This window comes from Stenotrophomonas mori, assembly GCF_023556335.1.
Classification (GTDB): Bacteria; Pseudomonadota; Gammaproteobacteria; order Xanthomonadales; family Xanthomonadaceae; genus Stenotrophomonas; species Stenotrophomonas mori.
Genome location: NZ_JAIKTS010000004.1, coordinates 149,651 through 175,189 on the forward strand (window position 1 = coordinate 149,651; position 25,539 = coordinate 175,189).

The following is a 25,539-nucleotide window of genomic DNA, read 5'->3' on the forward strand; positions in this document are numbered from 1 at the left end:
CCGTGGCGTGCGGGCAACCTGGCGGTTGCGGGAGCAGCACGATAGGAGGTGGCCAACGCGCCCGGTAGACGGCGGCGGCTTGGCGCTTTACAAAGAAAATCTTTGCAATAGGCGCCGAAGTGGCATCCAGGATGAATATTCTCCAGTCAATCCGCAGTTTCATCCGCACCGCCGATGCCGGCAGCCTCGCCGCCGCGGCCCGTACCCTGGGCGTCAGCGCCGCCGCGGTCGGGCAGAACATCGCCCGGCTCGAGGCGCACCTGGGCGTACGCCTGTTCAACCGCACCACCCGGCAGCTGGCGCTGACCGAACGCGGCGCGGTCTACCTGGCCCAGGTACGCCATATCGAGCGCGACCTGCTGCGCGCGCAGGCCGCGGTGACCGCCCTGGATGCGGCGCCGGAAGGACGCCTGCGCATCGCCAGCAGCACCGCCTTCGGCCGCCATGCGCTGGCGCCGCTGCTGCCGGGGCTGCAGGCCCGCTACCCGCGGCTGGCGGTCGAACTGCTGCTGACCGACCGCAGCGTCGACCACGCCCACGAGGATGTGGACGTCAGCATCCGCATCGAGCCGCAGCTGGAGGAAGGGCTGGTGGCACGGCCGATCGCACAGGTTCCGTTCGTGTTCTGCGCCGCCCCGTCGTACCTGGCCGAGGCCGGCATGCCGTCCACGCCGGAAGCGCTGCGCGCGCACCGCTGCCTGCTGTTCCGCCACCCGCGGGATGGACGCTACCTGCGCTGGGGGTTCGTCCGCGACGGCCAGCGCTTCGACGCCGAAGTCAGCCCGGCCCTGGTCGGCGACGACATCGATGCGCTCGCGGCGATGGCCGTCGCCGGCGGCGGCATCACCCGGCTGGCGGCGTTCGTCGCCGCGCCCTACCTGGCCCGCGGCGAACTGCAGGCCCTGTTCGAACCCGGCGACGCCGGCGGCGCCCATGCCGCCCCGGAACCGATGCGGCTGTTCCTCTGCGTGAACGACCGCCGCGACCTGACACCGAAGGTGCGCGCGCTGATGCGGCACATCGTGGAAGGCCTGCCCGCGGCGTGGCGGGTGGCCTGACGGCACCCACGCGCCCGGCGTACGCCCGCCTGGCGCGCCGGGCGGGCAGGTCCTCCGCGGCGGCTCAGCGCGCCGGTGCGGCGAACAGGCCGCGCGCTTCGTGCGGTTCGCAGCGCAGGTATTGCGGCGCTGGCTGCAGGCGCGCGCCCAGTTCGGCCGCCGCGTGCCACGGCCAGCGCGGGTCGTAGAGGATGCCGCGGGCGATGCCGATGGCGTCGGCCCGGCCCTCGGCCAGGATCGCCTCGGCCTGGCGCGCACCGGTGATCAGGCCGACGGCGATGACCGGCGTGCGCACCTGCGCGCGGATCGCCTCGGCTAGCGGCACCTGGTAGCCCGGGCCGACCGGGATCTGTTGGCGCGGGTCCAGTCCGCCGCTGGAGACGTGGAGGAAGTCGCTGCCGCGCGCTTCCAGGGCCTGTGCCACGACCAGGCTCTGCGCCACGTCCCAGCCGCCCTCCACCCAGTCGCTGGCGGAGATGCGCACGCCCACCGCGACGCTGGCCGGCACCGCGGCGCGCACCGCATCGAACACGCGCAGCAGCAGCCGCATGCGGTTCTCCAGCGGACCGCCATACGCATCCTCGCGCCGGTTGCTCAGCGGCGACAGGAACTGATGCAGCAGATAGCCGTGCGCGGCATGGATCTCGATCAGTTCCAGTCCCAGGCGCACGGCCCGCCGCGCCGCAGCGGCGAACGCCGCCACCACGCCGTCGATGCCCTCGATGTCCAGCGCCAGCGGAACCGGGCCGTCGGCGTGGAACGGCAGCGCCGACGGTGCCGCCACCTGCCAGCCGCGGGCCTGATCCGGCGCGATGGCGCCACCGCCGTCCCATGGACGGGCGCTGGAGGCCTTGCGCCCGGCATGGGCGAGCTGGATGCCGATGGGCATCCTCGACCAGCGCCGCACCGAGGCCAGCACCGCGCCCAGCGCCGCCTCGGTGGCGTCGTCCCACAGCCCGAGGTCGGCCCAGCTGATGCGCCCGCGCGGTTCCACCGCGGTGGCCTCCAGGATCAGCAGGCCGGCGCCGGACTGCGACAGGGTGCCCAGGTGCTGGGCGTGCCAATCGCTCGCGCGGCCGTCGTCGGCCGAGTACTGGCACATCGGCGCGATGACGATGCGGTTGGAAAGCGACAGCGGGCCGAGCGACAGCGGCGAGAACAGGTGGCTCACGGGGGGGTGATCCGGCAGGAGGGGCCGACATTGCACGCCCGCGCCCGCGCCGATTCAACCGGCACCATGGATCACTGCGTCTTGCGGTCTGTCCGCTCCCCGTCGAGCAGGAAGGCCAACGCCTGCGCGCAGGGCTGTTCGATCTTGAACGACAGCAGCGCGTCGGCGCGGGTGCGGCCGAGGTTGACCGCCGCCACCGGCAGGCCGGCCCTGGCCGCGGCATCGACGAAACGGAACCCGGAATAGACCATCAACGACGAACCCACCACCAGCACCGCGTCGGTGCGCTGCAGGTGCGCCTGGACCGCGGCCACCCGCTCGCGCGGCACGTTCTCGCCGAAGAACACCACGTCCGGCTTGAGCAGGCCGCCGCAGTCCGTGCAATCGGGCACCACGAATCCGCTGAAGTCGCCTTCCAGGTCGGCATCGCCGTCCGGCGCCTGGGCCGCCTGCAGGGCCGCCCAGGCCGGATTGGCGGCGAGCAGGCGCTGCTGCAGCGCCCCGCGCGGCGTGCGCGCGTCGCAGCCCATGCATCGCACCCGGTCCAGACGGCCGTGCAGGTCGATCACGTCGCCGCTGCCCGCGCGCTGGTGCAGGCCGTCCACGTTCTGGGTCAGCAGCAGCTCCACCCGGCCCGAGGCCGCCAGGGCCGCAAGCGCCCGATGGGTGGTGTTCGGGCGCGCATCGCCGAAGCGCGGCCAGCCCACCAGGCTGCGTGCCCAGTAGCGCCGGCGGGCGCCGGCATCGGCCATGAAGTCGCGGTAGTCCACCGGCGGGGGCCGCTTCCACTGCCCGTCCTCGCCCCGGTAGTCGGGGATGCCCGAGTCGGTGCTGCAGCCGGCGCCGGTCAGGACGAACAGCCGCCGATGGGCGGCGACGAACCCGGCCAGCCGCGTGTCCGCCAGGGCAGCCGCTGTCCCGGAGGACGGCGGCCCGGCCGGCGCGACGCTCAAGGCGACGGCAACGCCGGCACCGAGGTCGGACGACCGTCGGCGTCCAGCGCCACCATCACGAAGTGGCCACGCGTGCACAGCTTGCGTTCGCCGCTGTGCAGGTCCTCGGCGATCAGCTCGACCTGGACCGTCATCGAGCTGCGCCCGACCTCGATCACGCGGCCGACGGTCTCGACCATCTCGCCGATGCGGATCGGCAGCTTGAAATCCACCTGGTCCGAATGCGCGGTGACCACGGTGCGGCGCGAATAGCGGGCAGCGGCGAGGAAGGCCGCCTTGTCCATCCATGCCATCGCCTGGCCGCCGAACAGCGTGCCCAGGTGGTTGGTGTGGTTGGGAAAGACGATCTCCACCATGCGGACTTCGGTGGGCGGGACGGTGTCGGGCTGGGGGTTCATGGCTGAGCGGTCGCGGCGGATGACGGGATGATCATACGCAGCGGCCGTGACCGCTGGATGCAGCCGTCACGGCCGGAGAGCGCGCCCCCGGCCACGGCGGGGGCGGCCGATGCCCGCCGCAAGACGGCGGGCGTGGCAGCGGCGGACGCTCAGAATGCGTGGTCGAAGCCGACTTCGCCCTTGACGCCGACCTGGTAGGCCGAGACCCGGCGCTCGAAGAAGTTGGTCAGCTCCTGCACGTCCTGCAGCTCCATGAACGGCAGCGGGTTGCGCACGTCGTACTTCTTCGCCATGCCCAGCTTCACGAAGTGGTTGTCGGCGCAGTGCTGCAGGTACTGGCGCATGTCGCGGGTGGAGATGCCGGCCACGCCGCCGGACAGCACGTCCTCGGCGAACTGCACCTCGCACTCGATGGCCTCCTCGAGCATCTCGTAGACCTGCTGCTCCATCCGCGCGTCGAACAGGTCCGGCTCTTCGGCACGGATGGTGCGCACGCACTCGAAGGCGAACTCCATGTGGCAGCTCTCGTCGCGGAACACCCAGTTGGTGCCCGAGGCCAGGCCCGGCAGCAGGCCGCGCGAACGGAAGAAGTACACGTAGGCGAAGGCGGCGAAGAAGAACAGGCCTTCGATGCAGGCGGCGAAGCAGATCTGGTTGAGCAGGAACTGGCGCCGCTGCTCGCGGGTCTCGATGCGCTGCAGGCCCTGGATCGAATCGATCCACTTGAAGCAGAAGTCGGCCTTCTTCTTGATCGAGTCGATGTTCTCCACCGCCGCGAACGCCTTGAAGCGCTCTTCCGGGTCCGGCAGGTAGTTGTCCAGCAGGGTCAGGTAGAACTGCACGTGCAGCGCTTCCTCGTACAGCTGGCGCGACAGATACATGCGCGCTTCCGGCGCATTGAGGTGCTGGTACAGGTTCAGCACCAGGTTGTTGGAGACGATCGAATCGCCGGTGGCGAAGAACGCGACCAGGCGGTGGATCAGGTGGCGGTCGGCCGCGGTCATCTTCTGGTGCAGGTCGGTGATGTCGATCTGGAAGTTGATCTCGTCCACCGTCCAGCTGTTCTTGATGGCGTTGCGGTACATCTCGTAGAAGTCCGGGTAGCGCATCGGACGCAGGGTCAGCTCGAAGCCGGGATCGAGCAGCATTTGGCGGGGTTGTGCGGACATGGGTGTTTCCTTTCTGGGGGCACGATGCCGGACGTGGCCGGGGGCGGCCGCGGGCATCAGCGGGCGGCCGGGCAGGGCCCGGCGCGCCACGGCGGGGGTGCTGGCCCTGCGGCCGGCACGGCAAGCGTTACTGGCAGGCCTCGCAGGCCTCGGGGTTCTCCAGCGAGCAGGCCACCGCCTCGGTCGGCGTGTAGCTGCTCACGGTGGTCTTGGCGATCTTGGTGGCCGGGCGCGAGCGCAGGTAGTAGGTGGTCTTGACGCCCCGCTTCCAGGCATACATGTACATGGAGGACATCGCGCCGATGTTCGGGCTCTCCATGAACAGGTTGAGCGAGGCGGACTGGTCGATGAACGCACCGCGCTCGGCGGCCATGTCGATCAGCGAACGCATCGGCAGCTCCCAGGCGGTGCGGTACACCAGCCGCAGCCCTTCCGGAATCTGCGGCAGGTTCTGGATCGAACCGTCGGCCAGCTTGATCGCATCGCGCATCTCCGCGGTCCACAGGCCCAGCTGCTTGAGCTCGCCGACCAGGTGGCGGTTGACCTGCAGGAAGTCGCCGGACAGGGTCTCGCGCTTGAACAGGTTGGACACCTGCGGTTCCACGCACTCGTAGCAGCCGGCGATGGAGGCGATGGTCGCGGTCGGGGCGATGGCGATCATCAGCGAATTGCGCAGGCCGTGTTCCTTGATGCGTGCGCGCAGCGCGTCCCAGCGGGCGCCGTCCTCGGGCACCACGTTCCAGGCGTCGAACTGTAGCTCGCCCTGGGCGGCGCGGGTATCGTCGAACGACGGATGCCGGCCGCGCTCGGTCGCCAGGTCGCAGGACGTGTCCAGAGCGTGGAAATAGATCTCCTCGGCGATCCGCGCCGACAGCGCGCGCGCCTGTTCGGAGTCGAACGGCAGGCGCTTGCGGAAGAACACGTCCTGCAGGCCCATGCAGCCCAGGCCGACCGGGCGCCAGCGCAGGTTGCCGCGGCGCGCGGTCTCGATCGGGTAGAAGTTCAGGTCGATCACGCGGTCGAGCTGGCGCACCGCCAGGCGCACGGTCTCGGCGAGCTTGCCGAAATCGAAATCGCCGTGCTCGTCCAGGTGGTTGCCCAGGTTGATCGAGCCCAGGTTGCACACCGCCGTCTCTTCGGCGGAGGTGACTTCCAGGATCTCGGTGCACAGGTTGGACAGGTGGATCACGTTGCCCGCGCGCAGGGTCTGGTTGCTGGCGCGGTTGCACTTGTCCTTGAAGGTCATCCAGCCGTTGCCGGTCTCGGCCAGGGTGCGCATCATGCGCCCGTACAGCTTGCGCGCCGGCAGGGTCTTGACCGCCTTGCCCTGCGCCTCGGCCTGCAGGTAGGCGCGCTCGAACGCCTCGCCGTACAGGTCGGTGAACTCGGGCACCACGCGCGGATCGAACAGCGACCACTCCTGGTCCGCCTCCACGCGCTGCATGAACAGGTCCGGCACCCAGTTGGCCAGGTTGAGGTTGTGGGTACGGCGGGCATCGTCGCCGGCGTTGTCGCGCAGCTCCAGGAAGTCCTCGATGTCCGCATGCCAGGTCTCCAGGTAGACACAGGCCGCGCCCTTGCGCTTGCCGCCCTGGTTGACCGCGGCCACCGACGAGTCCAGCGTCTTCAGCCACGGCACGATGCCGTTGGAGTGGCCGTTGGTGGACTTGATCAGCGAACCGCGCGCACGCACGCGGGTGTAGCTCACGCCGATGCCGCCGCTGAACTTGGACAGCTGGGCGATGTCGCCGTACTTGGCGTAGATGGATTCGAGCGAATCCTGCGGCGAGTCCAGCAGGAAGCACGAGGACAGCTGCTCGTGGCTGGTGCCGGCGTTGAACAGGGTCGGGCTGGACGGCAGGTAGTCCAGGCTGCCCAGCCGCTGGTACAGCGCCAGCGCCTCGGGCACGTCCTCGCTCAGCGCACTGGCGATGCGCAGGAAGAACTGCTGCGGGGTCTCGATCACCTTGCGCGAATGCGGGTGGCGCAGCAGGTAGCGGTCGTACAGCGTACGCAGGCCGAAGTAGTCGAAGTTCAGGTCGAACGCCGGATCGATCGCATCGTTGAGCTTGCGCGCGTTGACCTGCACGAAGTTCAGCAGGCGGTCGTTGATCAACCCCACCTCGTGGCCGCGGCCGACCGACTGCGAGAACGCATGGATCTCCTGCCCGGACACTTCCTTGGCGATGAAATTGGCCAGCAGGCGCGCGGCCAGGCGGCCGTACTCCGGCTCTTCACCGATCAGCAGGGCGGCGGTGCGGATCGACAGCTCGTCCAGCTCCTGGGTGGTGGCGCCGTTGTACAGGCCGGAAATGGTGCGGGTGGCCACGCGCATCGGATCGACGGCATGCAGTCCCTGGCAGCAGCGCTGGACGGCACGGACGATCTTGTTCAGGTCCACCGGCTCGGTGCTGCCATTGCGCTTGGTCACGCTCATGGCGGTGGCGGTCGGCGGCGAGGTGAGTTCGAAGCCGGGATCGGCCGGGACAACAGCGGTATCGGGGGCGGTCACGGTGGTGTGTCCTCATGGCAGGGTGCACGTGGTGCCTGCCCTCGCAGGTACCTGGAGCCGGTGCGTTCGACGAGTCTGGAAGGGCGGCGTCGCAGTTGCCGCGACGGTCGCGACCCAACGTCGCCACCGGCGGTACTGCTTCGCCAGCCGTCTTCCCCTCGAAGACTCCGCGGCCGGCACCGCGCGCTGTGCTTCGCGCGGCTGTCGGCAGGTCTTCGGACTCATGGGCCGGGAGGCCATCGCCTCCTCCTCGTCCGCCGCTTCCCAAGGCATCGGGCCTCAGGGCGGGGGCGTTCCCAATTACCGTTGCGGGGCAGTGCCGGAGTAGCCCTTCGAAGGCGTCACCGGCTTCCCTTTCAATCCGCCGGGGGAGCCCCCCGCCGGAACCGACAAGCCACAAGATAGTGGGGGTAAGTGACACGGTCAACGCCAAATCTTGTGGATAACCGTGTTTCCCTTGGCACACAAGCAATACGGCCTGAGGCGCCCAGCGGAGGCTGGGCCGACCCGCCGATCGCGGTTGCGCAGTCAAGCCCTCGGGAGCCCATTCGGGGATGAAAAATGCCATGCGCATTCATCATCCAGACGCCGGATTGCAGCCCCATGACGGCGGCCCGAGCCCGCGGCGGCCCCCCGGCCGGGCACGGCCCGGCGCTACAGGGCGGGACGCATGCGGGTCACGCCTTCCCGCCCCCGCTCACCTCGCCCTGTGGCGCGGGGCCCGCCCCGCTTTGACCCTCCCCGGGACCGCCCCGCCGGGCACGGCCCGGCGCTACAGGGTGGGACGCATGCGGGTCACGCCTTCCCACCCCGCTCACCTCGCCCTGTGGCGCGGGGCCCCGCCCCGCTGCGACCCTCCCCGGGACCGCCCCGCCGGGCGCGGCCCGGCGCTACAGGGTGGGACGCATGCGGGTCACGCCTTCCCGCCCCGCTCACCTCGCCCTGTGGCGCGGGGCCCCGCCCCGCTGCGGCCCTCTCCGGGACCGCCCCGCCGGGCGCGGCCCGGCGCTACAGGGTGGAACGCACGCCGGGCACCTCGGTGCCGCGGGGCCCGGCGCTCAGCCTTGCGGCAGCTGCGCCAGTTCTTCGCGCACCAGGCGGACCACCAGCTCGTCCAGCGTGTCCACCGAGTAGTTGGCCACGTCATGGACGGTCTCGCGGCCCGGGCCGCTGCCCGGGTCGGCGGCGTCCTTGTAGGTCAGGAAGATGAAACGGCCGCCGGTGTACTGGGCGATCTGCCGCTGCACGATCTCGCCGGTGGTGTCCTGCCCCGACGCGGCGACGCTGAACACCTTGATGCCCTTGCCCAGCGCCGCGAGCATGGTCTGGTCGTAGTGCGGCCGCGGGTAGTCCATGTGCGGCGGCGCGTCGGCCAGCGACACCAGCAGCCGCGTCGTGGCCGGGCCCCGCCAGGCCAGCGCCTGCACGGCATGCGCGAAGGCTTCGTTCATGGCCTCGGGCATGTCGCCGCCGCCACCGGCACGCACGCCATCGAGGACCTGCTGGAACGCAGCGGTGTTCCCGGTCAGGTCCCAGCTGCGCACGAAGAAGTCGTCGCCCCGGTCGCGGTAGGCGACCAACCCCAGGCAGACGTCCGGGCGGGCGGGCAGCTGGCCGATGCCGCGCACGATGTCCTGCAGCGAGGCGCGCAGCTTGTCGATCTCGTCGCCCATCGAACCGGTGGCGTCGACCAGGAACACCAGGTCCAGGCGCGCGGCCCCGGCGGGCGGTGCCACCGGCAGGCGCATTTCCAGCGCCGCCTTCTGGCCGCGCCGCAGCTGTGCCTGGGCCTGGCGGCCGTCGCGGCGCACCACGACCCGGTACTGCGCCGAGTCCTGGTCGTCGAAGGCGTTCAGGTGCAGCCAGGCCTGGCCGCCGGCATCGGTGCGTGCCCACAGCCGCGCGCCATTGGCCGCGGACACCGTGACTTCGGCATCGGGCACCGGCCGTCCCTGCGCGTCGACCACCCGCAGGCGCTGGCGCACCGAGAGATCGCGCCCCAGCCCGGCCGCTTCGGGGTGACGCTGCAGGAACTGCCGGAAACCCGCGAAGTCGGCGTTGTCGTCGACCACGCCGGCGGTCACCGGACCCTGCGTGCGCTGCGGGGGAGGCACCGGTGCGACCGGGGCGACCGGGGCGACCGGGGCGGCATGGTCGAGGTGGGCGACGCGCGACGGCACCACGGCCTTGGCGGCCAGGGCCGCGGGAGACGGCATCGGCGGCGGCGCCATCGGGGGCCCGCCGGCGGCACGCCGCGTCCGCGTATCGGGCGCCGCGATGTCCTGCGCGGACGGCTGCGGGTCGGGGACTTCACGCATCCGCGGCGCATCGCTGCAGACGGTGGCGATCGGCGCCTGGAACCCCGGCGCGGTCTGCCGCGGACGAGGCCGCACCGGCGCCTGCAGGTCACCGCCGTCGCTCACCGGCGCGCCCGCACCGGCCAGGCGGGCGGTGGCCAGGACCGGCAGGCCGACCAGCAGGGTGGCCACGGCGGCCAGGACCGCGGTGCGGGCGGATGACCGCGTCGATGCGCGTGCGTGCTTCATGGGAGCTGCTCCTGTGCCGGTAGGGGGACGGGAGCAGGAACGCGCGGGGGCGGGCGGCGGGGTTAACGCCGCGGCGCCCGCGGCCGCCGGGTCAGTGGCGGTGCGGGGTGCCGAGGTACTCCGCGCTCTGCATTTCGATCAGGCGGCTGGCGGTGCGCTCGAAGGCGCCGGCCAGCCGGGTACCGGAATACAGCAGCGGGGGCGGGTCCTGCGCGGTGCAGACGAGGTTCACCTGGCGGTCGTAGAGCTCGTCGACGAGGTTGACGAAGCGCCGCGCCGCGTCCTCGTTCATGCGGTCGAAGTGCGGGATGCCGCCGAGCAGCACGGTGTTGAACTCGCGCGCGATCTCGATGTAGTCCGCCGGACCGCGCGGCCCCTCGCACAATGCCGCGAAGTCGAACCAGACGATGCTCTTGCCGCGCCCGCGCACCGCGATCCTGCGTTCCTCGATCCGGATGTTGCCCGGGCGCGCGTCCTCACCGCCGCTCAGCGCCTTCCAGCGCTCGTCCAGCCAGGCGTCGCTGTCGTCCGCCAGCGGCGCACGGTAGACCGGCGACCGGGTCAGCGCGCGCATGCGGTAGTCCTCGGTGCCTTCGGCGTACAGCTCCACGCAGTACGCCTGCAGCAGGTCGATGGCCGGCAGGAAGCTGTCGCGCTGCAGGCCATCGCGGTACAGGTTTTCCGGCGCGGTGTTGGAGGTGGTGACCAGGGTCACGCCCTCGGCGAACAGGCGTTCGAGCAGCCGCGCCAGCAGCATGGCGTCGCCGATGTCGGTGACGAAGAATTCATCCAGCACCAGCACCCGCAGGCTGCCGCGCCATTCCTGGGCGATCTTCGCCAGCGGATCGCTCTGGCCCTGGTGTTCGCGCAGCCGCTCGTGGATGCCGCGCATGAACCGGTGGAAGTGGGTGCGGTATTTCTGCGTGATCGGCAGGCCGTCGTAGAACAGGTCCACCAGGAAGGTCTTGCCGCGGCCGACGCCTCCCCAGAAATACAGGCCCTTGACCGGTTCGGGCTTCTTCCAGAACGCCGACAGCCGGCCCAGCCAGCCGTCCTGCGCGGAGTCGACCAGGCCGGCATGGATGCGGTCCAGCTCGGCCAGCGCCGGATGCTGCGCCGGGTCGTCGCGCCAGTCGCCGCGCGCCACGCCGGCGGCGTAGCGCTGCGAGGGGGTGAGCGCTTCCATGCTCAGCAGCTGCCGTCCGGCAGCCAGCGCCGCACTTCGTGCTGGATCGCGCCGCGCAGGTCGATCAGCTTGCGGTGGAAGAAATGGCTGGTGTCGGGCATGCGCACCAGCTGCGGCGGATCGGCCAGCGTCTCCAGCCAGGTGTAGACCGCCTGCGCATCGACGACCTCGTCGGCATCGCCCTGCACCACCAGCCAGTTCGCCGGCGGCTGCAGCCGCTCGAAGTCCCAGGTGCGGCGCCCGACCGGCGGCGCGATCGAGATCAGCGCCTGCGGCTGCAGGTCTCCACTGGCGCGCAGCGAGACATAGGCGCCGAAGCTGAAACCGGCCAGCCACACCGCGCTGTCCGGGCGTTGCGCACGGACCCAGGCGACCACCGCGCGCAGGTCATCCTGCTCGCCGTCGCCGTTGTCGTAGCTGCCGGCCGATGCGCCGACGCTGCGGAAGTTGAAGCGCACCGTGGTCACGCCCAGCTCGCGCAACGCGCGGGCGACCATGGTCACCACCTTGTTGTGCATGCTGCCGCCTTCGGTGGACAGCGGGTGGCAGAGGACGGCGATCACCGGGTGCGGCGCGGTTTCGCCTTCGGGCGGGTCGACGGCGACCTCCAGCGGCCCGGCCGGGCCGTCCAGCAGCAGCGTCGTCGATTCGTCGGGAAAGGGGGGAGTAGGCATGCCGCCATGATACCGGGCCCGCCCTGCGGCATCATGCCGGCGCCCCTAGAATGCACCGGTGCGCCAGGGTCCCTGGACCCGCCGGCCCCGGCCGCCGGCACCCCGCCCCGCCCTCCGTTCCCGCGACGACGACCCATGCATTTCCTGATCCTGAGCGTGGCCTGCAGCGTGCTGGTCTCGGTCCTGCTAAAACTGGCGCCACGGCGCGGCATCGACATCGCCCAGGCGGTGACCTGGAACTACCTGGCGGCCAGCGTGCTGTCGCTGCTGCTGCTCCGGCCCTCGCTGCAGTCGCTGCACGCCGGGCAGGCGCCCTGGCCGGCGCTGCTCGGGCTGGCGCTGGCCCTGCCGGGCATCTTCCTGGTGCTGGCGCGCGCGGTGCGCGAGGCCGGCATCGTGCGCAGCGACGTGGCCCAGCGGCTGTCGCTGCTGCTGTCGCTGACCGCGGCCTTCGTGCTGTTCGGCGAGCCGGTCAACGGCTGGAAGCTGGCCGGGCTGGCACTGGGCCTGCTGGCGATCGTCGGCGTGAGCGTACGCGCCGGCGCGCCGGGTGGCGGCACTCCGGGCGGCACGCGCTGGCTGCTGGCGGTCTGGGCCGGCTTCGCGCTGATCGACATCCTGCTCAAGCAGGTGGCGCTGTCCGGGACCCCGTCCACGGCCGCGCTGCTGGTCAGCTTCGCACTCGCCTTCGTGCTGATGCTGGGCTGGCAGCTGCAGCGCCACCTGGCCGGCCGCAGCCGGCTGCGCGCGCACAACCTCGGGTTCGGCCTGCTGCTGGGCGCGGCCAACTTCGGCAACATCCTGTTCTACGTGCGCGCCCACCAGGCGCTGCCGCACAGCCCGGCCACCATCTTCGCCGGCATGAACATCGGCGTGGTCTGCCTGGGTGCGCTGGTCGGGGTGCTCGCCTTCGGCGAACGGACCAGCCGCTGGAACCGCCTCGGCCTCGGCCTGGCGGTGGTGGCGATCGCGCTGATCGCGCGCGGCGCCTGACCCCCGCGCCGGCGGCCTTGCCCCGCCCCGGCCGGCACTGCAAGCTGGCAGGCCCCCGCTCCGCGAGACCCTGGCACCGGCATGCGCCGCTCCGAACGCCTGTTGAACCGGCTCTGGGCCCACGAGAAGGCCAGCTACGGCCTGCGCGTGTCCATCGCGCTGTCCACGCTGATGGCGCTGTGCTGGTACCGCGGCGACCTGCAGCCACTGCCGTCGCTGTTCCTGGGCACCATCGCCAGCGCCATCGCCGAGACCGACGACAACGGCTGGGGCCGCAGCAAGTCGGTGCTGCTGTCGCTGCTGTGCTTCGTCATCGCCGCCTCGGCGGTCATCCAGCTGTTCGCCTGGCCGGTGCCGTTCGTGGCCGCGCTGGCGCTGGCGGCCTTCGCTTCGACCCTGCTCGGCGCGCTCGGCGAACGCTACGCCTCCATCGGCCAGGCCACGGTGACCCTGGCGATCTACACCATGATCGCGATGGACCAGCACCGCGACGCCGGCGTGGCCGCGGTCTGGCGCGACGTGGCGCAGATGCTGGTCGGCGCCGCCTGGTACGGCGCGCTGTCGATCCTGTGGACGGTGATGTTTGCCAACCGGCCGGTGCGCGAACGGCTGGCGCGGCTGTTCGCCGAGCTGGGGCGCTACCTGCAGATCAAGGCCGACCTGTTCGAACCGGTCCAGCACGGCGACCTGGAAGCGCGCCGGCTGGCGCTGGCCGAACAGAACGTGCGGGTGGTGGAGGCGCTCAATGTCGCCAAGGCGGCGATCCTCAGCCGGTTCGGCCGCTCCGGGCGGCCCGGCGTGCAGTCCGGGCTGTATTTCCGCCTGTACTACATGGCCCAGGACTTCCATGAGCGCGCCAGTTCCTCGCACTACCCGTACGAGGCCCTGGCCGAGACCTTCTTCCACAGCGACGTGCTGTACCGCTGCCGGCGCCTGCTGTGGCTGCAGGGTGGCGCCTGCCGGGCGCTGGGCCAGGCGATCCGCCTGCGCCAGCCCTTCGACTACGGCGACCGCAACCGCCAGGCCGGCGAGGACCTGGAACGCTCGCTGCGGTACCTGCACCAGCAGCCCGACCCGGAGCGGCAACGGCTGCTCGGTTCGCTGCAGCTGCTGGCGGCCAACCTGTCCAGCATCGCCCGCCAGCTGTCCGAGGCGTCGCTGGCCGACACCCCGCTGGAGGGCATCGACACCCGCCTGCGCGACTCCTCGCCGCACACCCTGCGCGAGATGGCCACGCGCCTGCGGCAGACACTGACGCCCGGCTCGCTGCTGTTCCGCCACGGCGTGCGCATCGCCCTGGCGCTGATCGCCGGCTATGTGCTGCTCAAGCTGGTGCACCCCAGCAACGGCTACTGGATCCTGCTCACCGTGGTGTTCGTGTGCCGCCCCAACTTCGGTGCCACCCGGCTGCGGCTGGTGCAGCGCATCGGCGGCACCCTGCTCGGCCTGGGCCTGACCTGGGCGCTGATGCAGCTCTTCCCCGGCACCACCGTGCAGCTGCTGCTGGCGCTGGCCGCGGCGCTGCTGTTCTTCGTCACCCGCACCGACCGCTACGTGATCGCCACCGCAGCGATCACCACCATGGCGCTGCTGTGCTTCAACCTGCTCGGCGACGGCTTCGTGCTGATCTGGCCGCGGCTGCTGGACACGCTGATCGGCTGCGCCATCGCCGCGGCCGCCTCGCTGCTGATCCTGCCCGACTGGCAGGGGCGGCGGCTGCACCGGGTGATGGCCCAGGTGCTCACCGCCAGCGGCCGCTACCTGGACGAAGTGCTGGGCCAGTACCACAGCGGCATGCGCGACGACCTGCCCTACCGCATCGCCCGCCGCGACATGCACAACGCCGACGTCGCGCTGTCGGTGGCGCTGTCCAACATGCTGCGCGAGCCGCCCTACGCACGCGGCAACCTGGACGCCGGATTCCGCTTCCTGGCCTTGTCCAACACCCTGCTCGGCTACCTGTCGGCGCTCGGCGCCCACCGCGCGCAGGCCGCGGTCACCGACGATCCCGTGGTCGCCGACGCGCAGCACTGCCTGCAACAGGCGCTGGCCGGGCTGTCGACGGCGCTGGCCGGGCGGCAACCGGCGCCGGGTGCCGGCGACGACGAGGACGGGCTGGCCGATGCGCTGGAGCGGATACCCGCGGACAGCGACGGCAAAGCGCGCCTGGTGCGCACCCAGCTGGCGCTGATCCTGCGGCTGTTGCCGCGGCTGCGCGCGGCGGCCGACGAAGCCGTGGGCAGCCACGACGCGCCACCCGTGGCGCGCACCGCCTAGCGCGGACGCGGCGGACGCACGAACCGCAGCAACGCCAGCAGCGCGAGGATGCCGCCCGCCGCGGATACCCCGGTCCAGCCCTGCCGGCTCCAGGCCAGCGTGCCCAGGCCCGAGCCGGCCGCTCCGCCGAGGAAGTAGCAGGTCATGTAGGCCGACGTGATGCGGCTGCGCGCGTGCTCGTCGAGCCGGTAGATCGTGCTCTGGTTGTCGATATGCACCGCCTGCACCGCCACGTCCAGGACCAGCACGCCGGCCACCAGCGCCGCCAGCGACACCGGCGCCAGGGCCAGCACGCACCAGGACAGCAGCAACAGCAGCAGCCCGCCTCCGGTGACCTGGCGCCCCAGGCCGCGGTCGCTCAGGCGCCCGGCACGGCTGGCCGCCAGCGCGCCGGCGGCACCCACCAGGCCGAACAGGCCGATGCGGGCGACCGGATAGCCATAGGCCGGGCCCGACAGCAGGAACGCCAGCGGCGTCCAGAACACGCTGAAGCCGGCGAACAGCAGCGCCCCGAGCAGCGCGCGCCGGCGCAGTTCCGGCTCATCGCGCAGCAGCGCCAGCACCGAGGCGATCAGCCGCGGGTAGGACAGGCTCGCGGCCGGGCGGTGGCGCGGCAGCGAGCACGCCAGGACCGCGGCCATCGCCAGCAGCGCCGCGCCGGCGGCCCAGTAGACCGTGGACCAGCCGCCGATGCCGGCCAGCGCGCCGGCGGCGGTACGTGCCAGCAGGATGCCCAGCAGCAGCCCGGCCATCAGCGTGCCGACCACGCGGCCACGGCGCTCGGGCGCCGCCAGTGTGGCCGCATGCGGAACGATCACCTGCGCCGCGACCGCGCACAGCCCGCTGAGCGCGGTACCGGCCAGCAGCTGCGCGAAATGGCGCGCGCTGGCGCTGACCGCCAGCCCCAGCGCGGCCAGCACGAACAGCGCCACGATCAGTCCGCGGCGCTCCAGGCGATCGCCCAGCGGCACGATCAGCAGCAGCCCGAGGGCGTAGGACAGCTGCGCCACCGTCACCACCCAGCCGACCTGTCCGGCACCGCGGCCGAACGCGTCACCGAGCAGCTGCAGCAGCGGCTGCGCATAGTAGTTGCTGGCGACGATCAGGCCGGTGGCGGTGGCCAGCAGCAGCACCCGCGGCGGGGTGAGGACGGTATCGGTGGACATCGCGGGCGGAGGCGGCGATACGGCCGGCAAGTCTGACGCTCCGGCGCCGGCGGCACAAATACCGGGGTCCGGATCGGCCACGATGGCGCAACACGGAGCACGCGGCGAACCTGCTAAGGTGCGCCGCAAACCAAGGAACTCACGTGGCCGGTCATAACCAGTTCGCGCTGCTTGGACAGCGCCGCTTCCTGCCGTTCTTCATCGTCCAGGCACTGGGCGCGTTCAACGACAACGTGTACCGGCAGGCGATCATCGGCCTGTTGTTCTTCCTCGGCGTGAGCACCCACGAGCGCAGCATCTACGCGATGCTGGCGCCGGCGATCTTCATCCTTCCCTATTTCCTGTTCTCCGCCCTGGCCGGCCAGTTCGCCGAGAAGCTGGAGAAGCAGCGGCTGATCGTGGTCACCACCTCGATGGAGATCGCGATCATGGCGCTGGCCGCCGTGGGCTTCCTGACCCAGAGCCTGCCGGTGCTGCTGGTGGCGCTGTTCTGCACCGGGCTGCAGTCGACCCTGTTCGGCCCGGTGAAGTATTCGGTGCTGCCCTCCATCCTCAAGCCGGACGAGCTGACCGGCGGCAACGGGCTGGTGGAGATGGGTACGTCCCTCTCCATCCTCGGCGGCATGATCGTCGGCGGCCTGATCTTCGCCCTGGCCGGCAGCCAGGGGCCGGTGGTGGCCGCGGTGGCGGTGATCGCGCTGGCGGTCGCCGGCAATGTCGCCGCGCGCCTGATCCCGCGGCTGGACGCCGGCGCGCCGGCGCTGAAGATCAACTGGAACCCGCTGTCCGAGTCGCTGGCCGTGCTGCGCATGGCGCGCCGCCAGAAAGCGGTGCGCAATGCCGTGCTGGGAGTGTCCTGGTTCTGGTTCGTCGGCACCGTGCTGACCTCGCAGCTGCCCACCTATGCCGAAGTGAACCTGGGCGGCGGCTCGACCCTGTACCTGTTCGCCCTGGCGCTGTTCTCGGTCGGCACCGGCACCGGCTCGCTGCTGTGCGAGAAGCTGTCCGGGCGCACGGTCGAGATCGGCCTGGTGCCGCTGGGCGCGTTCGGCATGAGCGCGTTCCTGTTCGACCTGTACTTCGCCCGCACCGGCACCGTGACCGTCAGCGGGCTGGACGTGGCCGGCTTCCTGCACCAGCCCGGCAGCGTGCGCATCGTCATCGACCTGCTGGGTATCGGCCTGTTCACCGGCTTCTTCGTGGTGCCGCTGTTCGCGCTGATCCAGAGCCGCACGCCGAAGTCGGAGATGTCCCGCGTGTTCGCCGCGCTGAACATCCAGAATTCCGGCTTCATCGTGCTCGCGGCCCTGGCCGGGCTGCTCACCCAGAACCTGCTGGGCTGGAGCGTGCCGCAGCTGCTGCTGGCGCTGGCCATCGCCAACGTGCTGGTGGCGGCGTACATCTTCAGCATCGTGCCCGAGTTCCTGATGCGCTTCCTGAGCTGGCTGATGGTGCGCGCGCTGTACCGGCTGCACCCGGCCGGCATCGAGCGCCACGTGCCCGACGAGGGCGCGGCGCTGATCGTCTGCAACCACGTCAGCTTCATGGATGCGCTGATCCTGTCGGCGGTGATCCCGCGCCCGGTGCGCTTCGTCATGTACTACCGGATCTTCGAGATCCCGGTGATGCGCTGGATCTTCCGCACCGCCAAGGCGATCCCGATCGCCAGCCCGAAGGAGGACGCCGCCCTGATGCAGCGCGCCTTCGATGCGATCGACGCGGCGCTGGCCGAGGGCGAGCTGGTCTGCATCTTCCCCGAGGGCGCGCTGACCCGCGACGGCGCCATCGCCCCGTTCCGCTCCGGCGTGGAGAAGATCCTCGCCCGGCGCCCGGTGCCGGTGGTGCCGCTGGCGCTCAAGGGCATGTGGAGCAGCATGTGGAGCCGGCGCGACACCCGGCTGGGGCGGATGCGGGTCCCGCGCCGGTTCCGCGCCCGGGTCGAGGTGGCCGCCGGCCCGCCCATCGCCGGCGCCGGCGCGCGTGCCGCGCAGTTGGAGGACGCCGTGCGGGGGCTGCGCGGGGACAGCGCCTGACGCCGCGCTTTACCGCCTGCCGAGGGACTGGCTACGCTACGCTCCCAAGGGTGCCGGCCCGCGCCCGCCGCCGGCCCGCCACCACCGAGGAACCATGGACAACCGCTCACCGCCGCCGCTGGCGTCGACCGCCCCGCAACAGGTCCACCACTACTACCATCCCCACAAGTCCGGCGGTGTCGCGGCGCTGCTGGAAGTGCTGCCGGGGCTGTTCCTGCAGACCTTCGGCATCGGCCACATGTACGCCGGCAACGTCGGCACCGGGCTGATCATCATGTTCGGCTACTGGGCGCTGGCCTTCGTCAACTTCCTGCTGTGCTTCGTCTTCATCGGTTTCATCACCTGGCCGCTGTGCTGGATCGGCGCCCTGGTGATCTCGTCGCTGACCGCGGCGAATGCCTGCAAGTCACGCTGATCACCCCCGCCATCCCACCGGAGAACGCATGAATACCGTCAACACCGCCAGCCCCGTCCCCAACCACCTGGCCTGGTCCATCATCGCCACGGTCCTGGCCACCTGCCTGTGCTGCCCGCTGGGCCTGGTGGGCATTGTCGCCATCGTGTTCTCCAGCAAGGTGAACTCGCTGCTGGCCCAGGGCGACCTGGAGGGCGCGCAGCGCGCGTCCAACACCGCCAAGACCTGGTGCTGGGTCGCCACCGGGCTGGCCATCGTCGGCCTGCTGTTCAACCTCGTGTACTTCTCCATGGGCGGCGCCGCGGCCTACATGGAAATGCTGCAGAAGTACCAGTAAGCGCGCCCATGGCGTTGCAGCTCAAGGCCCGCCACATGTTCGCCCTGGCGGGGGCCGCGGCCGCGGTCCCCGCCGGTCTGTGGCTGCTGTGGACGTTCGATCCGAACGCCGCCGGCAACCCCTTTCCGCCGTGCATGTTCCTGGCGTTCACCGGCTACTACTGCATCGGCTGCGGGCTGACCCGCGCCCTGCATGCGCTGGCCCACGGCGACCTGCTGCGCGCCTTCTCCATGAACCCGCTGGGCCTGGTCGTGCTCGCCCTGGTGCCGCTGATGGTGTTGTGGTCGGCCGGCTGGAATCCGCGCAGGCTGCAGCCGTTGATGGCGGTGGTCATGGCACCGAAGCTGTGGTTGCTGCTGTTGCCGGCGTACTGGGTGGCCCGCAACCTGCCGTGGTACCCGTTCAACCTGCTCGCGCCGGGCTGACACCCCCGCCCGCACCGGGCCGTACCGGCCTGCACGGCATGCCGGCCGGCTGCCCTAGCCCACCCAGCCGGCGATGATCATCAGTGCCAGCAGCGCCATCCACAGCAGCAGCATCCGCCACACCAGGCTCATCGCGTCACGCAGCTCCGGGTGGCGTTCGGCAAGCAGCGCCACGCCGGCCTCGCGCGCGTCCTGCGCGTCCTCGGCCAGTTCCACGCCGACGCCGGCCCGCGCCGCTTCGCCGAGGAACCCCAGGTCCAGCTCCCAGCGGTCGCCACCGGCACGCCGCCAGGCCGAAAACACGGTGTCGAAGTTGCCCACCAGCGCCATCGACAGCGCCATCAGCTGCGCCACCGGCCACTCCAGCAGCGCCTGCGCGCGACGGCCGGCGACCGGCGCGTCCGCGTCGGCCGGCACCACCGGTGGCGCCTCCGCCAGCAGGCGGTACAGCACGGCACCGGACGGCCCCAGCAGCAGGAACCAGAACAGCGGGCAGAACCAGCGCCGCAGCGCGCCATAGAACGCCGCATCGACCAGCGTCGGCGCCTCTTCGCGCCGGCCGCCGCCACCGGCCCGCAGCCGCGCGACCGCGGCCTCGTGGGCGGCCAGGTCTTCCGCGTCCAGGACCGCCTCGACATCCCGGTCCAGATCGCGCGGGCCCCAGCACAGGACCAGCACCGCGATGCCGAACAGCAGCGACGGCAAACCGTACAGCCGGCCGGCCAGCAGCCACTGCAGGACCGCGACCAGCGCGACGCAGGGCACCAGCGCCCACCACAGGCCGGCGCGCCCGTCCGCGCCCAGCCGCGCCTGCAGCCACTGCCGCCAGCGTCCGAACCAGTGCCAGTCGCGCAGGACCGTCATCGGCACCGGGGCCAGATGGCCCAGGACCAATGCCGCGATCACCGCTACCAGGGTCGTGAACATGCGATTCCTCCGGGGCGCGATTGTAGACCGCCGGTCGCCCGCGGATGCCGGCCGGTGGGCGCGGCGGGCCGTCGGACGCTCATGCCGTCCGCCGCCGGTACCAGTCCTCGATCAGCGTCCGCGCGATCGAAATGCGCGGCGGCAGCAGGATGCCGCCGCCATCGTCGTCGCGGTCCCGGCGCAGCGCCGCGGCCACCTCGTCGACGTCGAACCAGCGCGCGTCCTCCAGCTCGCCGTCCACCTGCGGCGCGTCGCCATGCGCGGTGGCACGGAAGCCGACCATCAACGCGCCGGGGAAGGGCCAGGGCTGGGTGCCCAGGTAGGCTGCCTGGATCACCCGGACACGGGTTTCCTCGAACACCTCGCGCACCACGGTCTGCTCGAAGGTCTCCCCGGGCTCGACGAAGCCGGCCAGCACCGACCAGCGCCGCGGCGCCCAGCTCGACTGGCGGCCCAGCAGCAGGCGGCCGGCATGCTCGACGGCGACGATCACCGCCGGGTCCACCCGCGGGTAGTGCTCGGTGCCGCACTGCCCGCAGCGGCCGATGAAACCGCCGCGCTCGAAGCCGATGCGTTCGCCGCAGACACCGCAGAACCGGGTGCGCGAATGCCAGTACGACATGCCGCGCGCATAACAGAAGGCCGCCGCCGCATCGGCCGGCCAGTCCACCGCGGCGCGGCGCAGGTCGACCCGGCCCGGCGCCTGCAGCGTGACCGTTGCCGCTTCGGCCACGAACCAGGCCCGGCCCTGCTGCAGGCCGAGGAAGATGGCCGCGCCCGGCCCGCCACCCAGGGCCTGGCCGTCGCTCAGCAGCGGCTGCCCGTGTCCGTCGGCGAAGGCGGTGCCGTCGGCGTCGAGCACCAGCACCCGGGCCTGCGGCCACAGCCGCGCCAGCGCATCGGCATCGTCGCGCAGCGCGTCGGCACGATCCAGCGCGGCGCCGGCGAAGGCGTGGCCGTGGAAGGAAGCGGCGCTATCGGGCATCGGCGGGTTCCAGGATGAACGCGGCCATTGTAGTGCCCGCCACTGGCCCGCCACCCCACATGGCCCCGCCCCGCGCGCGCTGCCGCCCCCGGGCCGGCATTACACCGCGAAGCTGCTGCCGCAGCCGCAGGTGGTGCGGGCGTTGGGGTTGCGGATCACGAACTGGGCGCCGGTCAGGCCTTCGGTGTAGTCCACCTCGGCGCCCATCAGGTACTGCAGGCTGAGCGGATCCACCAGCAGGGTCACCCCGTCGGTCACCACCGCCAGGTCGTCGTCGGCACGGTTCTCGTCGAACTCGAAGCCGTACTGGAAACCGGAACAGCCACCGCCCTGGATGTAGGCACGCAACGCCAGTGCGTCGTTGCCCTCGTCGCGGATCAGCTCCTTCACCTTGGCCGCGGCGGCCGCGGTGAAGGTGAGCGGACGGTCCAGCGACTGGTAGTCGGGGGTGGCGGAAGCGCCGGGCAGGGAGACAAGCGTACTCATGCGCCCAGCATGGGGGCGCATCCGGCCGCGTTCAAGCCTCGGCGACCTCGGCCGCCCGCTCCAGCGCCGCGGTTTCCGGCGACGGCAGGGCCGCCATCGTCGCGGCGTGCACCAACCGCCCGTTCAGCTGCGCGCCGGCCCCCATCTCGACCACCTGGTAGTGGACGTTGCCGTTGACCCGCGCGGTGGGCGTGAGCTCGACCCGCTCGCCGGCGTGCACATCGCCGTCCAGGCGGCCGCTGAGCACCACCATCGAGGCCCGCACCTCGCCCTCGATATGCCCCTGTTCGGCCAGGGTGAGCACCGCGTTGGCGCCTTCTTCGGCCACCACCCGGCCCTCGATGCGGCCCTCCACGTAGAGGCCGCCACTGAATATCACGTCGCCGCGTATCACCACCTGCGGCCCGATCAGGGCATCCACGACCAGTTGGTTGTCGCGGCTGGATTTGCCTTTGAACATGCTTACTCCCCTCTGCCGGTACCGGCGAGTTTCCAATCGAATACCTGGGTCGTCCCCCCCCCGGTTCCAGCGAGAGAGACTCGCACACGTTGCGGTGTGAAATCCTTGGGCAGCATCACGCTGCCGTCCAGGCGCTGGAAATAGCGGAACGAATAGGCCTGCCCGGGCACGTCCTGGCGCTGGTGCAGCTCATCCCAGCTCACCGTGGCCAGCTTGCCGTCCTTCACGCCCTCCACCACGAAACGCATCTGCCCCTGGCTGATCGCGCCGCGGTTGAGGTTCTGGGTCAGCACCACGCTGTAGTGCCAGCTGCCCGCGGCCTCGGCGAGGAACTCCACCGAGTGCGCGCTCAGCCCCTTGCGCTGGCTGGTCGCGCCGACCAGCCGTTCATAGAACGCCACGTCCGCCCGCAGCCCGGCGATCTCCTCGTCGCGCTCGGCCAGCGAGGTCTGCACTTCGGTATTGGCCGCGCGGCTGATCCGGTCCGACGCCTCCAGCGTGGCCTGGACCTGTTGCAGTTCTTCGATCTGCGCCCGCTGGGCGGCGATCTCGCGCTCGCTCTGGCGCAGCCGCTCGCGCAGGCCGCCGGCATCGGGCGAGGCATAGCGCGCGGCCAGCCCGCCCGCGACCAGCAGCGACAGGACCCAGGCCGCGGCGAGCAGGGCCGGCCACAGCCACCGTGGCCGCTGCTGCGCCCCGCGCAGCGTGATCTGGAAGCGCGAGGGGGATCGGTTGCTCATGATGGCGGTCCCGGTGCCTGGACCGGAGAGGCACCTTCGCTCCGGTTTGAATCGGTCGGGCAGTGTAACGGCTCCCGCCGGCACCTGCCGGTTCTGGCAATCGCCGGTGGCATCACCGATAGTTGCGGCCTGCTCCTATGCCGCGGATACCGCGACCATGACCGAGACCCACGTATTCGTCATCGGCATCCTGCTGGCCTGGCTGGCCGGCATCCGCGTGTACCTGACCGTGTTCGGCGTCGGCCTCGCCGGACTGCTGGGCTGGGTCGACCTGCCGCCGGCGCTGCAGGCCACCCAGTCGTGGTGGGTGCTGGGCACCTCGGCGGCGCTGGCCGCCGCCGAGTTCTTCGCCGACAAGATCCCGGGCGTCGATTCGATCTGGGACCTGCTGCAGACCCTGGCGCGGGTTCCCGCCGGGGCCTTCCTCGCCGCCGCCACCCTGTCGCCCGATGGCCAGCTCAGCACCGGCGCGCTGGCCACCGGCGCCACCGTGGCGCTGGCCAGCCACGGCCTGAAGGCCGGCACCCGGGCGCTGCTGAACACCTCGCCGGAACCGGCCAGCAACTGGGTGGCCTCGGTCGCCGAGGACGGCCTGGTCATCGGCGGGCTGGCACTGGCGCTGGCCCATCCCTGGCTGGCGCTGGTGTTCGTGCTCGGCGCCAGCCTGCTCGGCGCCCTGCTGACCTGGCTGGCCTGGCGCGCGCTGTGGCGCGGGCTCAAGCGCCTGTTCGCCGCCCCGCCACCGGCCGCGGCGCCGCCGGCCACCTCCCCGCCGCATTCGCTGCCTCCCCCGCCTTGACCGCATAATCACGGGCCACGGGAGAAATGATGGCAAGCAACGACACCCCCACCGCCTCCGCACGCCTGGTCCGCGCGGAACTGCCGCCGGCGACCCACTGGCAGCGCTGGAGCGTGGAAAACGCGCCGGCACCGGCGGCCGCGGCATCCCCGCCTTCGCCGGCCACGGCCAGCGCGGCACCGGCAACCGGCGACAGTGCGCCCTGGCGCGTGCTGATCGTCGAGGACGACCGCTCCCAGGCCCTGTTCGCGCAGAGCGTGCTGCACGGCGCCGGCATGCAGGCGATCGTGCAGATGGATGTCGAGGGCGTGCTGCAGGCCCTCGCCGAGCATCGTCCCGACCTGGTCCTGATGGACCTGCACATGCCCGGCCTGGACGGCATGGACCTGACCGCCCTGATCCGCGCGCAGCCGCAGCACCGGCTGCTGCCGATCGTGTTCCTGACCGGCGACACCGATCCGGAACGCCAGTTCGAGGTGCTCGACAGCGGCGCCGACGATTTCCTGCTCAAGCCGATCCGGCCGCGGCACCTGGTCGCCGTGGTCGGCAACCGCATCCGCCGCGCCCGCGAACATGCCCAGGCCGCGGGGCCGGCCGGTCCGGTCGTGAACCACCCGGAGACCGGCCTCGCGACCCGCAGCCACCTGATCGCGCAACTGGGCGCGGCACTGGCCGACGGCGCCTCCGGCGGCCTGCTGTTCATCGAGGTCGCCAGTGCCCTGGGACTGCGCGAGCGCTACGGCTATGTCGCCTTCGAACGGCTGATGACCGAGGCCGGCCGCTGCCTGGCCGACGCCGCACAGCCCCACCTGCTGGCACGCCTGAACGACAACAGTTTCCTGCTGCTGGCGCGCGGGCTGGACGAGCAGGCGGTGGCGCCGCTGGCGCAGTCGCTGCGCCAGTCGCTGGCCACGGCGGCGTTCAGCGTCGGCGACGCTTCGCTGCACCTGGGCTGCGCCATCGGCCACGCCCGCCTGTCGCAGGGCTTCGACGCCGCCGGCGCGGCGCTGGAGGCGGTGGAGCGCGCGGCGCTGCAGGCGCGCCTGCTGGCCGACGGCGTGGCCGCCTGGCAGCACCATGACGAAGCCCAGGAGCACCTGTCGCTGCTGGAGGGCCGGATCGAACTGGCCTACCAGCCGATCGTCGCGGTGGCCGGCGACAGCCACGCGCAGTACCAGGTACTGCTGCGCCTGCGGCGGAACGACGGCGCCCTGCTGACCGCCGCCCAGGTGATCCCCGCCGCGGAAGCGGCCGGGCGCATCGCCGACCTCGACCAGCAGGTGCTCGACCACGCGCTCGACCTGCTGCACCGCTACCAGCACGCCACCCCGCCGATGCGGCTGTTCGTATCGCAGTCGCTGCGCACCCTGGCCCGCGAGGCGTTCGGCAACTGGCTGCTGAAGGCCATCGAGGCCCGCCAGGTCGCCGGCAACACCCTGGTGATCGACGTGCGCCTGGCCGATGCCCTGCTGCATGCGGCGACCCTGCAGCAGCTGTGCCGGCGCCTGCGCCCGGCCGGTGTGCGGTTCTGCCTCAGCCAGTTCGAACCCGGCGACGAGGCCAACGCGCTGCTGGCCCAGCTGCCGCTGGACTTCGTGCGCCTGGCCGGGCGCTTCGCCGACAGCCATACCAGCCAGGCGCTGCGCGACCAGCTGCAGCAGGCCATCGACGCCGCCCGCCGCGCCGGACTGCAGGTCATCGGCCAGCAGATCCAGGATCCGCAGGCGGCCGCCGCGATGTGGACCAAGGGCGTGGACTTCATCCAGGGCAACGTGGTGCAGTCGGTGGGAAGCGAGTTGAACTTCGATTTCAAGCACACGGTGTCCTGA

The 25,539-nt window shown here is 71.6% G+C and carries 23 protein-coding genes and 1 riboswitch; of the genes, 9 read left to right on the top strand and 14 right to left on the bottom strand.

All coding sequences use genetic code 11. The annotated features are described in order from the left end of the window. The first annotated feature begins 131 nt into the window (after positions 1-131). Positions 132-1,058: a LysR family transcriptional regulator gene (locus K5L01_RS11995; protein ID WP_250064741.1), complete on the top strand. Its 927-nt coding sequence runs from the start codon at positions 132-134 to the stop codon at positions 1,056-1,058. A 64-nt stretch (positions 1,059-1,122) separates the two neighbouring features. On the opposite strand, the gene K5L01_RS12000 is transcribed toward K5L01_RS11995, so the two are convergent. From K5L01_RS12000 to K5L01_RS12035, 8 genes are all read right to left on the bottom strand, one after another. After that, positions 1,123-2,229: an NADH:flavin oxidoreductase/NADH oxidase gene (locus K5L01_RS12000; RefSeq protein WP_250064742.1), complete on the bottom strand. Its 1,107-nt coding sequence runs from the start codon at positions 2,227-2,229 to the stop codon at positions 1,123-1,125. A 71-nt stretch (positions 2,230-2,300) separates the two neighbouring features. Next, the gene (locus tag K5L01_RS12005) at positions 2,301-3,134 is read right to left on the bottom strand and encodes an NAD-dependent protein deacetylase (protein ID WP_250064976.1); all 834 of its coding nucleotides are present in this window, start codon (positions 3,132-3,134) and stop codon (positions 2,301-2,303) included. A 44-nt stretch (positions 3,135-3,178) separates the two neighbouring features. Further along, positions 3,179-3,580 carry an acyl-CoA thioesterase gene (locus tag K5L01_RS12010; protein ID WP_250064743.1) on the bottom strand — a complete coding sequence of 134 codons (402 nt, stop codon included), beginning with the start codon at positions 3,578-3,580 and terminating at the stop codon, positions 3,179-3,181. Between the two features lie 149 nt (positions 3,581-3,729). Continuing rightward, positions 3,730-4,749, bottom strand: a complete 1,020-nt coding sequence (locus K5L01_RS12015; protein WP_250064744.1) for a ribonucleotide-diphosphate reductase subunit beta — start codon at positions 4,747-4,749, stop codon at positions 3,730-3,732. Between the two features lie 127 nt (positions 4,750-4,876). Beyond that, the gene (locus K5L01_RS12020; RefSeq protein ID WP_250064977.1) at positions 4,877-7,186 is read right to left on the bottom strand and encodes a ribonucleoside-diphosphate reductase subunit alpha; all 2,310 of its coding nucleotides are present in this window, start codon (positions 7,184-7,186) and stop codon (positions 4,877-4,879) included. Between the two features lie 264 nt (positions 7,187-7,450). Then, a riboswitch (cobalamin riboswitch) is annotated at positions 7,451-7,667 on the bottom strand. Positions 7,668-8,319: 652 nt separating this feature from the next. Beyond that, positions 8,320-9,807, bottom strand: coding sequence for a vWA domain-containing protein (locus K5L01_RS12025; RefSeq protein WP_250064745.1), 1,488 nt, complete (start codon positions 9,805-9,807; stop codon positions 8,320-8,322). 91 nt (positions 9,808-9,898) lie between these two features. After that, positions 9,899-10,993: a cell division protein ZapE gene (gene zapE, locus K5L01_RS12030; RefSeq protein WP_425603887.1), complete on the bottom strand. Its 1,095-nt coding sequence runs from the start codon at positions 10,991-10,993 to the stop codon at positions 9,899-9,901. Positions 10,994-10,995: 2 nt separating this feature from the next. Next, positions 10,996-11,667, bottom strand: a complete 672-nt coding sequence (locus K5L01_RS12035; protein WP_250064746.1) for an alpha/beta hydrolase — start codon at positions 11,665-11,667, stop codon at positions 10,996-10,998. A gap of 135 nt (positions 11,668-11,802) precedes the next feature. On the opposite strand from K5L01_RS12035, the gene K5L01_RS12040 reads away from it, so the two are divergent. Both K5L01_RS12040 and yccS read left to right on the top strand, forming a co-directional pair. Next, positions 11,803-12,660 carry an EamA family transporter gene (locus K5L01_RS12040; RefSeq protein WP_250064747.1) on the top strand — a complete coding sequence of 286 codons (858 nt, stop codon included), beginning with the start codon at positions 11,803-11,805 and terminating at the stop codon, positions 12,658-12,660. Between the two features lie 81 nt (positions 12,661-12,741). Then, complete coding sequence (gene yccS, locus K5L01_RS12045; protein ID WP_250064748.1) at positions 12,742-14,937, top strand: YccS family putative transporter; 2,196 nt, start codon at positions 12,742-12,744, stop codon at positions 14,935-14,937. Here the strand turns inward: yccS and K5L01_RS12050 are convergent. Continuing rightward, positions 14,934-16,103 carry an MFS transporter gene (locus K5L01_RS12050; RefSeq protein WP_250064749.1) on the bottom strand — a complete coding sequence of 390 codons (1,170 nt, stop codon included), beginning with the start codon at positions 16,101-16,103 and terminating at the stop codon, positions 14,934-14,936. The two genes, yccS and K5L01_RS12050, sit on opposite strands and share 4 nt — an antisense overlap. Positions 16,104-16,246: 143 nt before the next feature. Here K5L01_RS12050 and K5L01_RS12055 point away from each other — a divergent pair, with 143 nt between their 5' ends. The 4 genes from K5L01_RS12055 to K5L01_RS12070 all read left to right on the top strand — a co-directional run bounded on the left by K5L01_RS12055 (position 16,247) and on the right by K5L01_RS12070 (position 19,313). Next, the gene (locus K5L01_RS12055) at positions 16,247-18,136 is read left to right on the top strand and encodes an MFS transporter (RefSeq protein ID WP_250064750.1); all 1,890 of its coding nucleotides are present in this window, start codon (positions 16,247-16,249) and stop codon (positions 18,134-18,136) included. 94 nt (positions 18,137-18,230) lie between these two features. Next, on the top strand, positions 18,231-18,551 hold the full coding sequence (locus K5L01_RS12060; protein ID WP_250064751.1) for a hypothetical protein: 321 nt from the start codon (positions 18,231-18,233) through the stop codon (positions 18,549-18,551). A 28-nt stretch (positions 18,552-18,579) separates the two neighbouring features. Beyond that, positions 18,580-18,888, top strand: coding sequence for a CD225/dispanin family protein (locus K5L01_RS12065; RefSeq protein ID WP_250064752.1), 309 nt, complete (start codon positions 18,580-18,582; stop codon positions 18,886-18,888). A 14-nt stretch (positions 18,889-18,902) separates the two neighbouring features. Beyond that, complete coding sequence (locus K5L01_RS12070) at positions 18,903-19,313, top strand: DUF2752 domain-containing protein (protein WP_425603893.1); 411 nt, start codon at positions 18,903-18,905, stop codon at positions 19,311-19,313. A 54-nt stretch (positions 19,314-19,367) separates the two neighbouring features. Here K5L01_RS12070 and ampE read toward each other — a convergent pair whose 3' ends face one another. From ampE to K5L01_RS12095, 5 genes are all read right to left on the bottom strand, one after another. Continuing rightward, positions 19,368-20,240 carry a regulatory signaling modulator protein AmpE gene (gene ampE / locus K5L01_RS12075; protein ID WP_250064753.1) on the bottom strand — a complete coding sequence of 291 codons (873 nt, stop codon included), beginning with the start codon at positions 20,238-20,240 and terminating at the stop codon, positions 19,368-19,370. A gap of 79 nt (positions 20,241-20,319) precedes the next feature. Beyond that, positions 20,320-21,225, bottom strand: coding sequence for an NAD(+) diphosphatase (gene nudC / locus K5L01_RS12080; RefSeq protein ID WP_250064754.1), 906 nt, complete (start codon positions 21,223-21,225; stop codon positions 20,320-20,322). Between the two features lie 99 nt (positions 21,226-21,324). Next, on the bottom strand, positions 21,325-21,711 hold the full coding sequence (erpA, locus tag K5L01_RS12085) for an iron-sulfur cluster insertion protein ErpA (RefSeq protein WP_250064755.1): 387 nt from the start codon (positions 21,709-21,711) through the stop codon (positions 21,325-21,327). A gap of 31 nt (positions 21,712-21,742) precedes the next feature. Next, a complete protein-coding gene (locus K5L01_RS12090) occupies positions 21,743-22,171 on the bottom strand; it encodes a bactofilin family protein (protein ID WP_250064756.1) in 429 nt (142 codons plus the stop codon). Positions 22,172-22,173: 2 nt separating this feature from the next. Beyond that, complete coding sequence (locus K5L01_RS12095; protein WP_250064757.1) at positions 22,174-22,911, bottom strand: DUF6776 family protein; 738 nt, start codon at positions 22,909-22,911, stop codon at positions 22,174-22,176. Between the two features lie 157 nt (positions 22,912-23,068). Here K5L01_RS12095 and K5L01_RS12100 point away from each other — a divergent pair, with 157 nt between their 5' ends. Both K5L01_RS12100 and K5L01_RS12105 read left to right on the top strand, forming a co-directional pair. Further along, the gene (locus K5L01_RS12100; protein ID WP_250064758.1) at positions 23,069-23,710 is read left to right on the top strand and encodes a DUF4126 domain-containing protein; all 642 of its coding nucleotides are present in this window, start codon (positions 23,069-23,071) and stop codon (positions 23,708-23,710) included. A gap of 29 nt (positions 23,711-23,739) precedes the next feature. Next, positions 23,740-25,539, top strand: a complete 1,800-nt coding sequence (locus tag K5L01_RS12105; protein ID WP_250064759.1) for an EAL domain-containing protein — start codon at positions 23,740-23,742, stop codon at positions 25,537-25,539.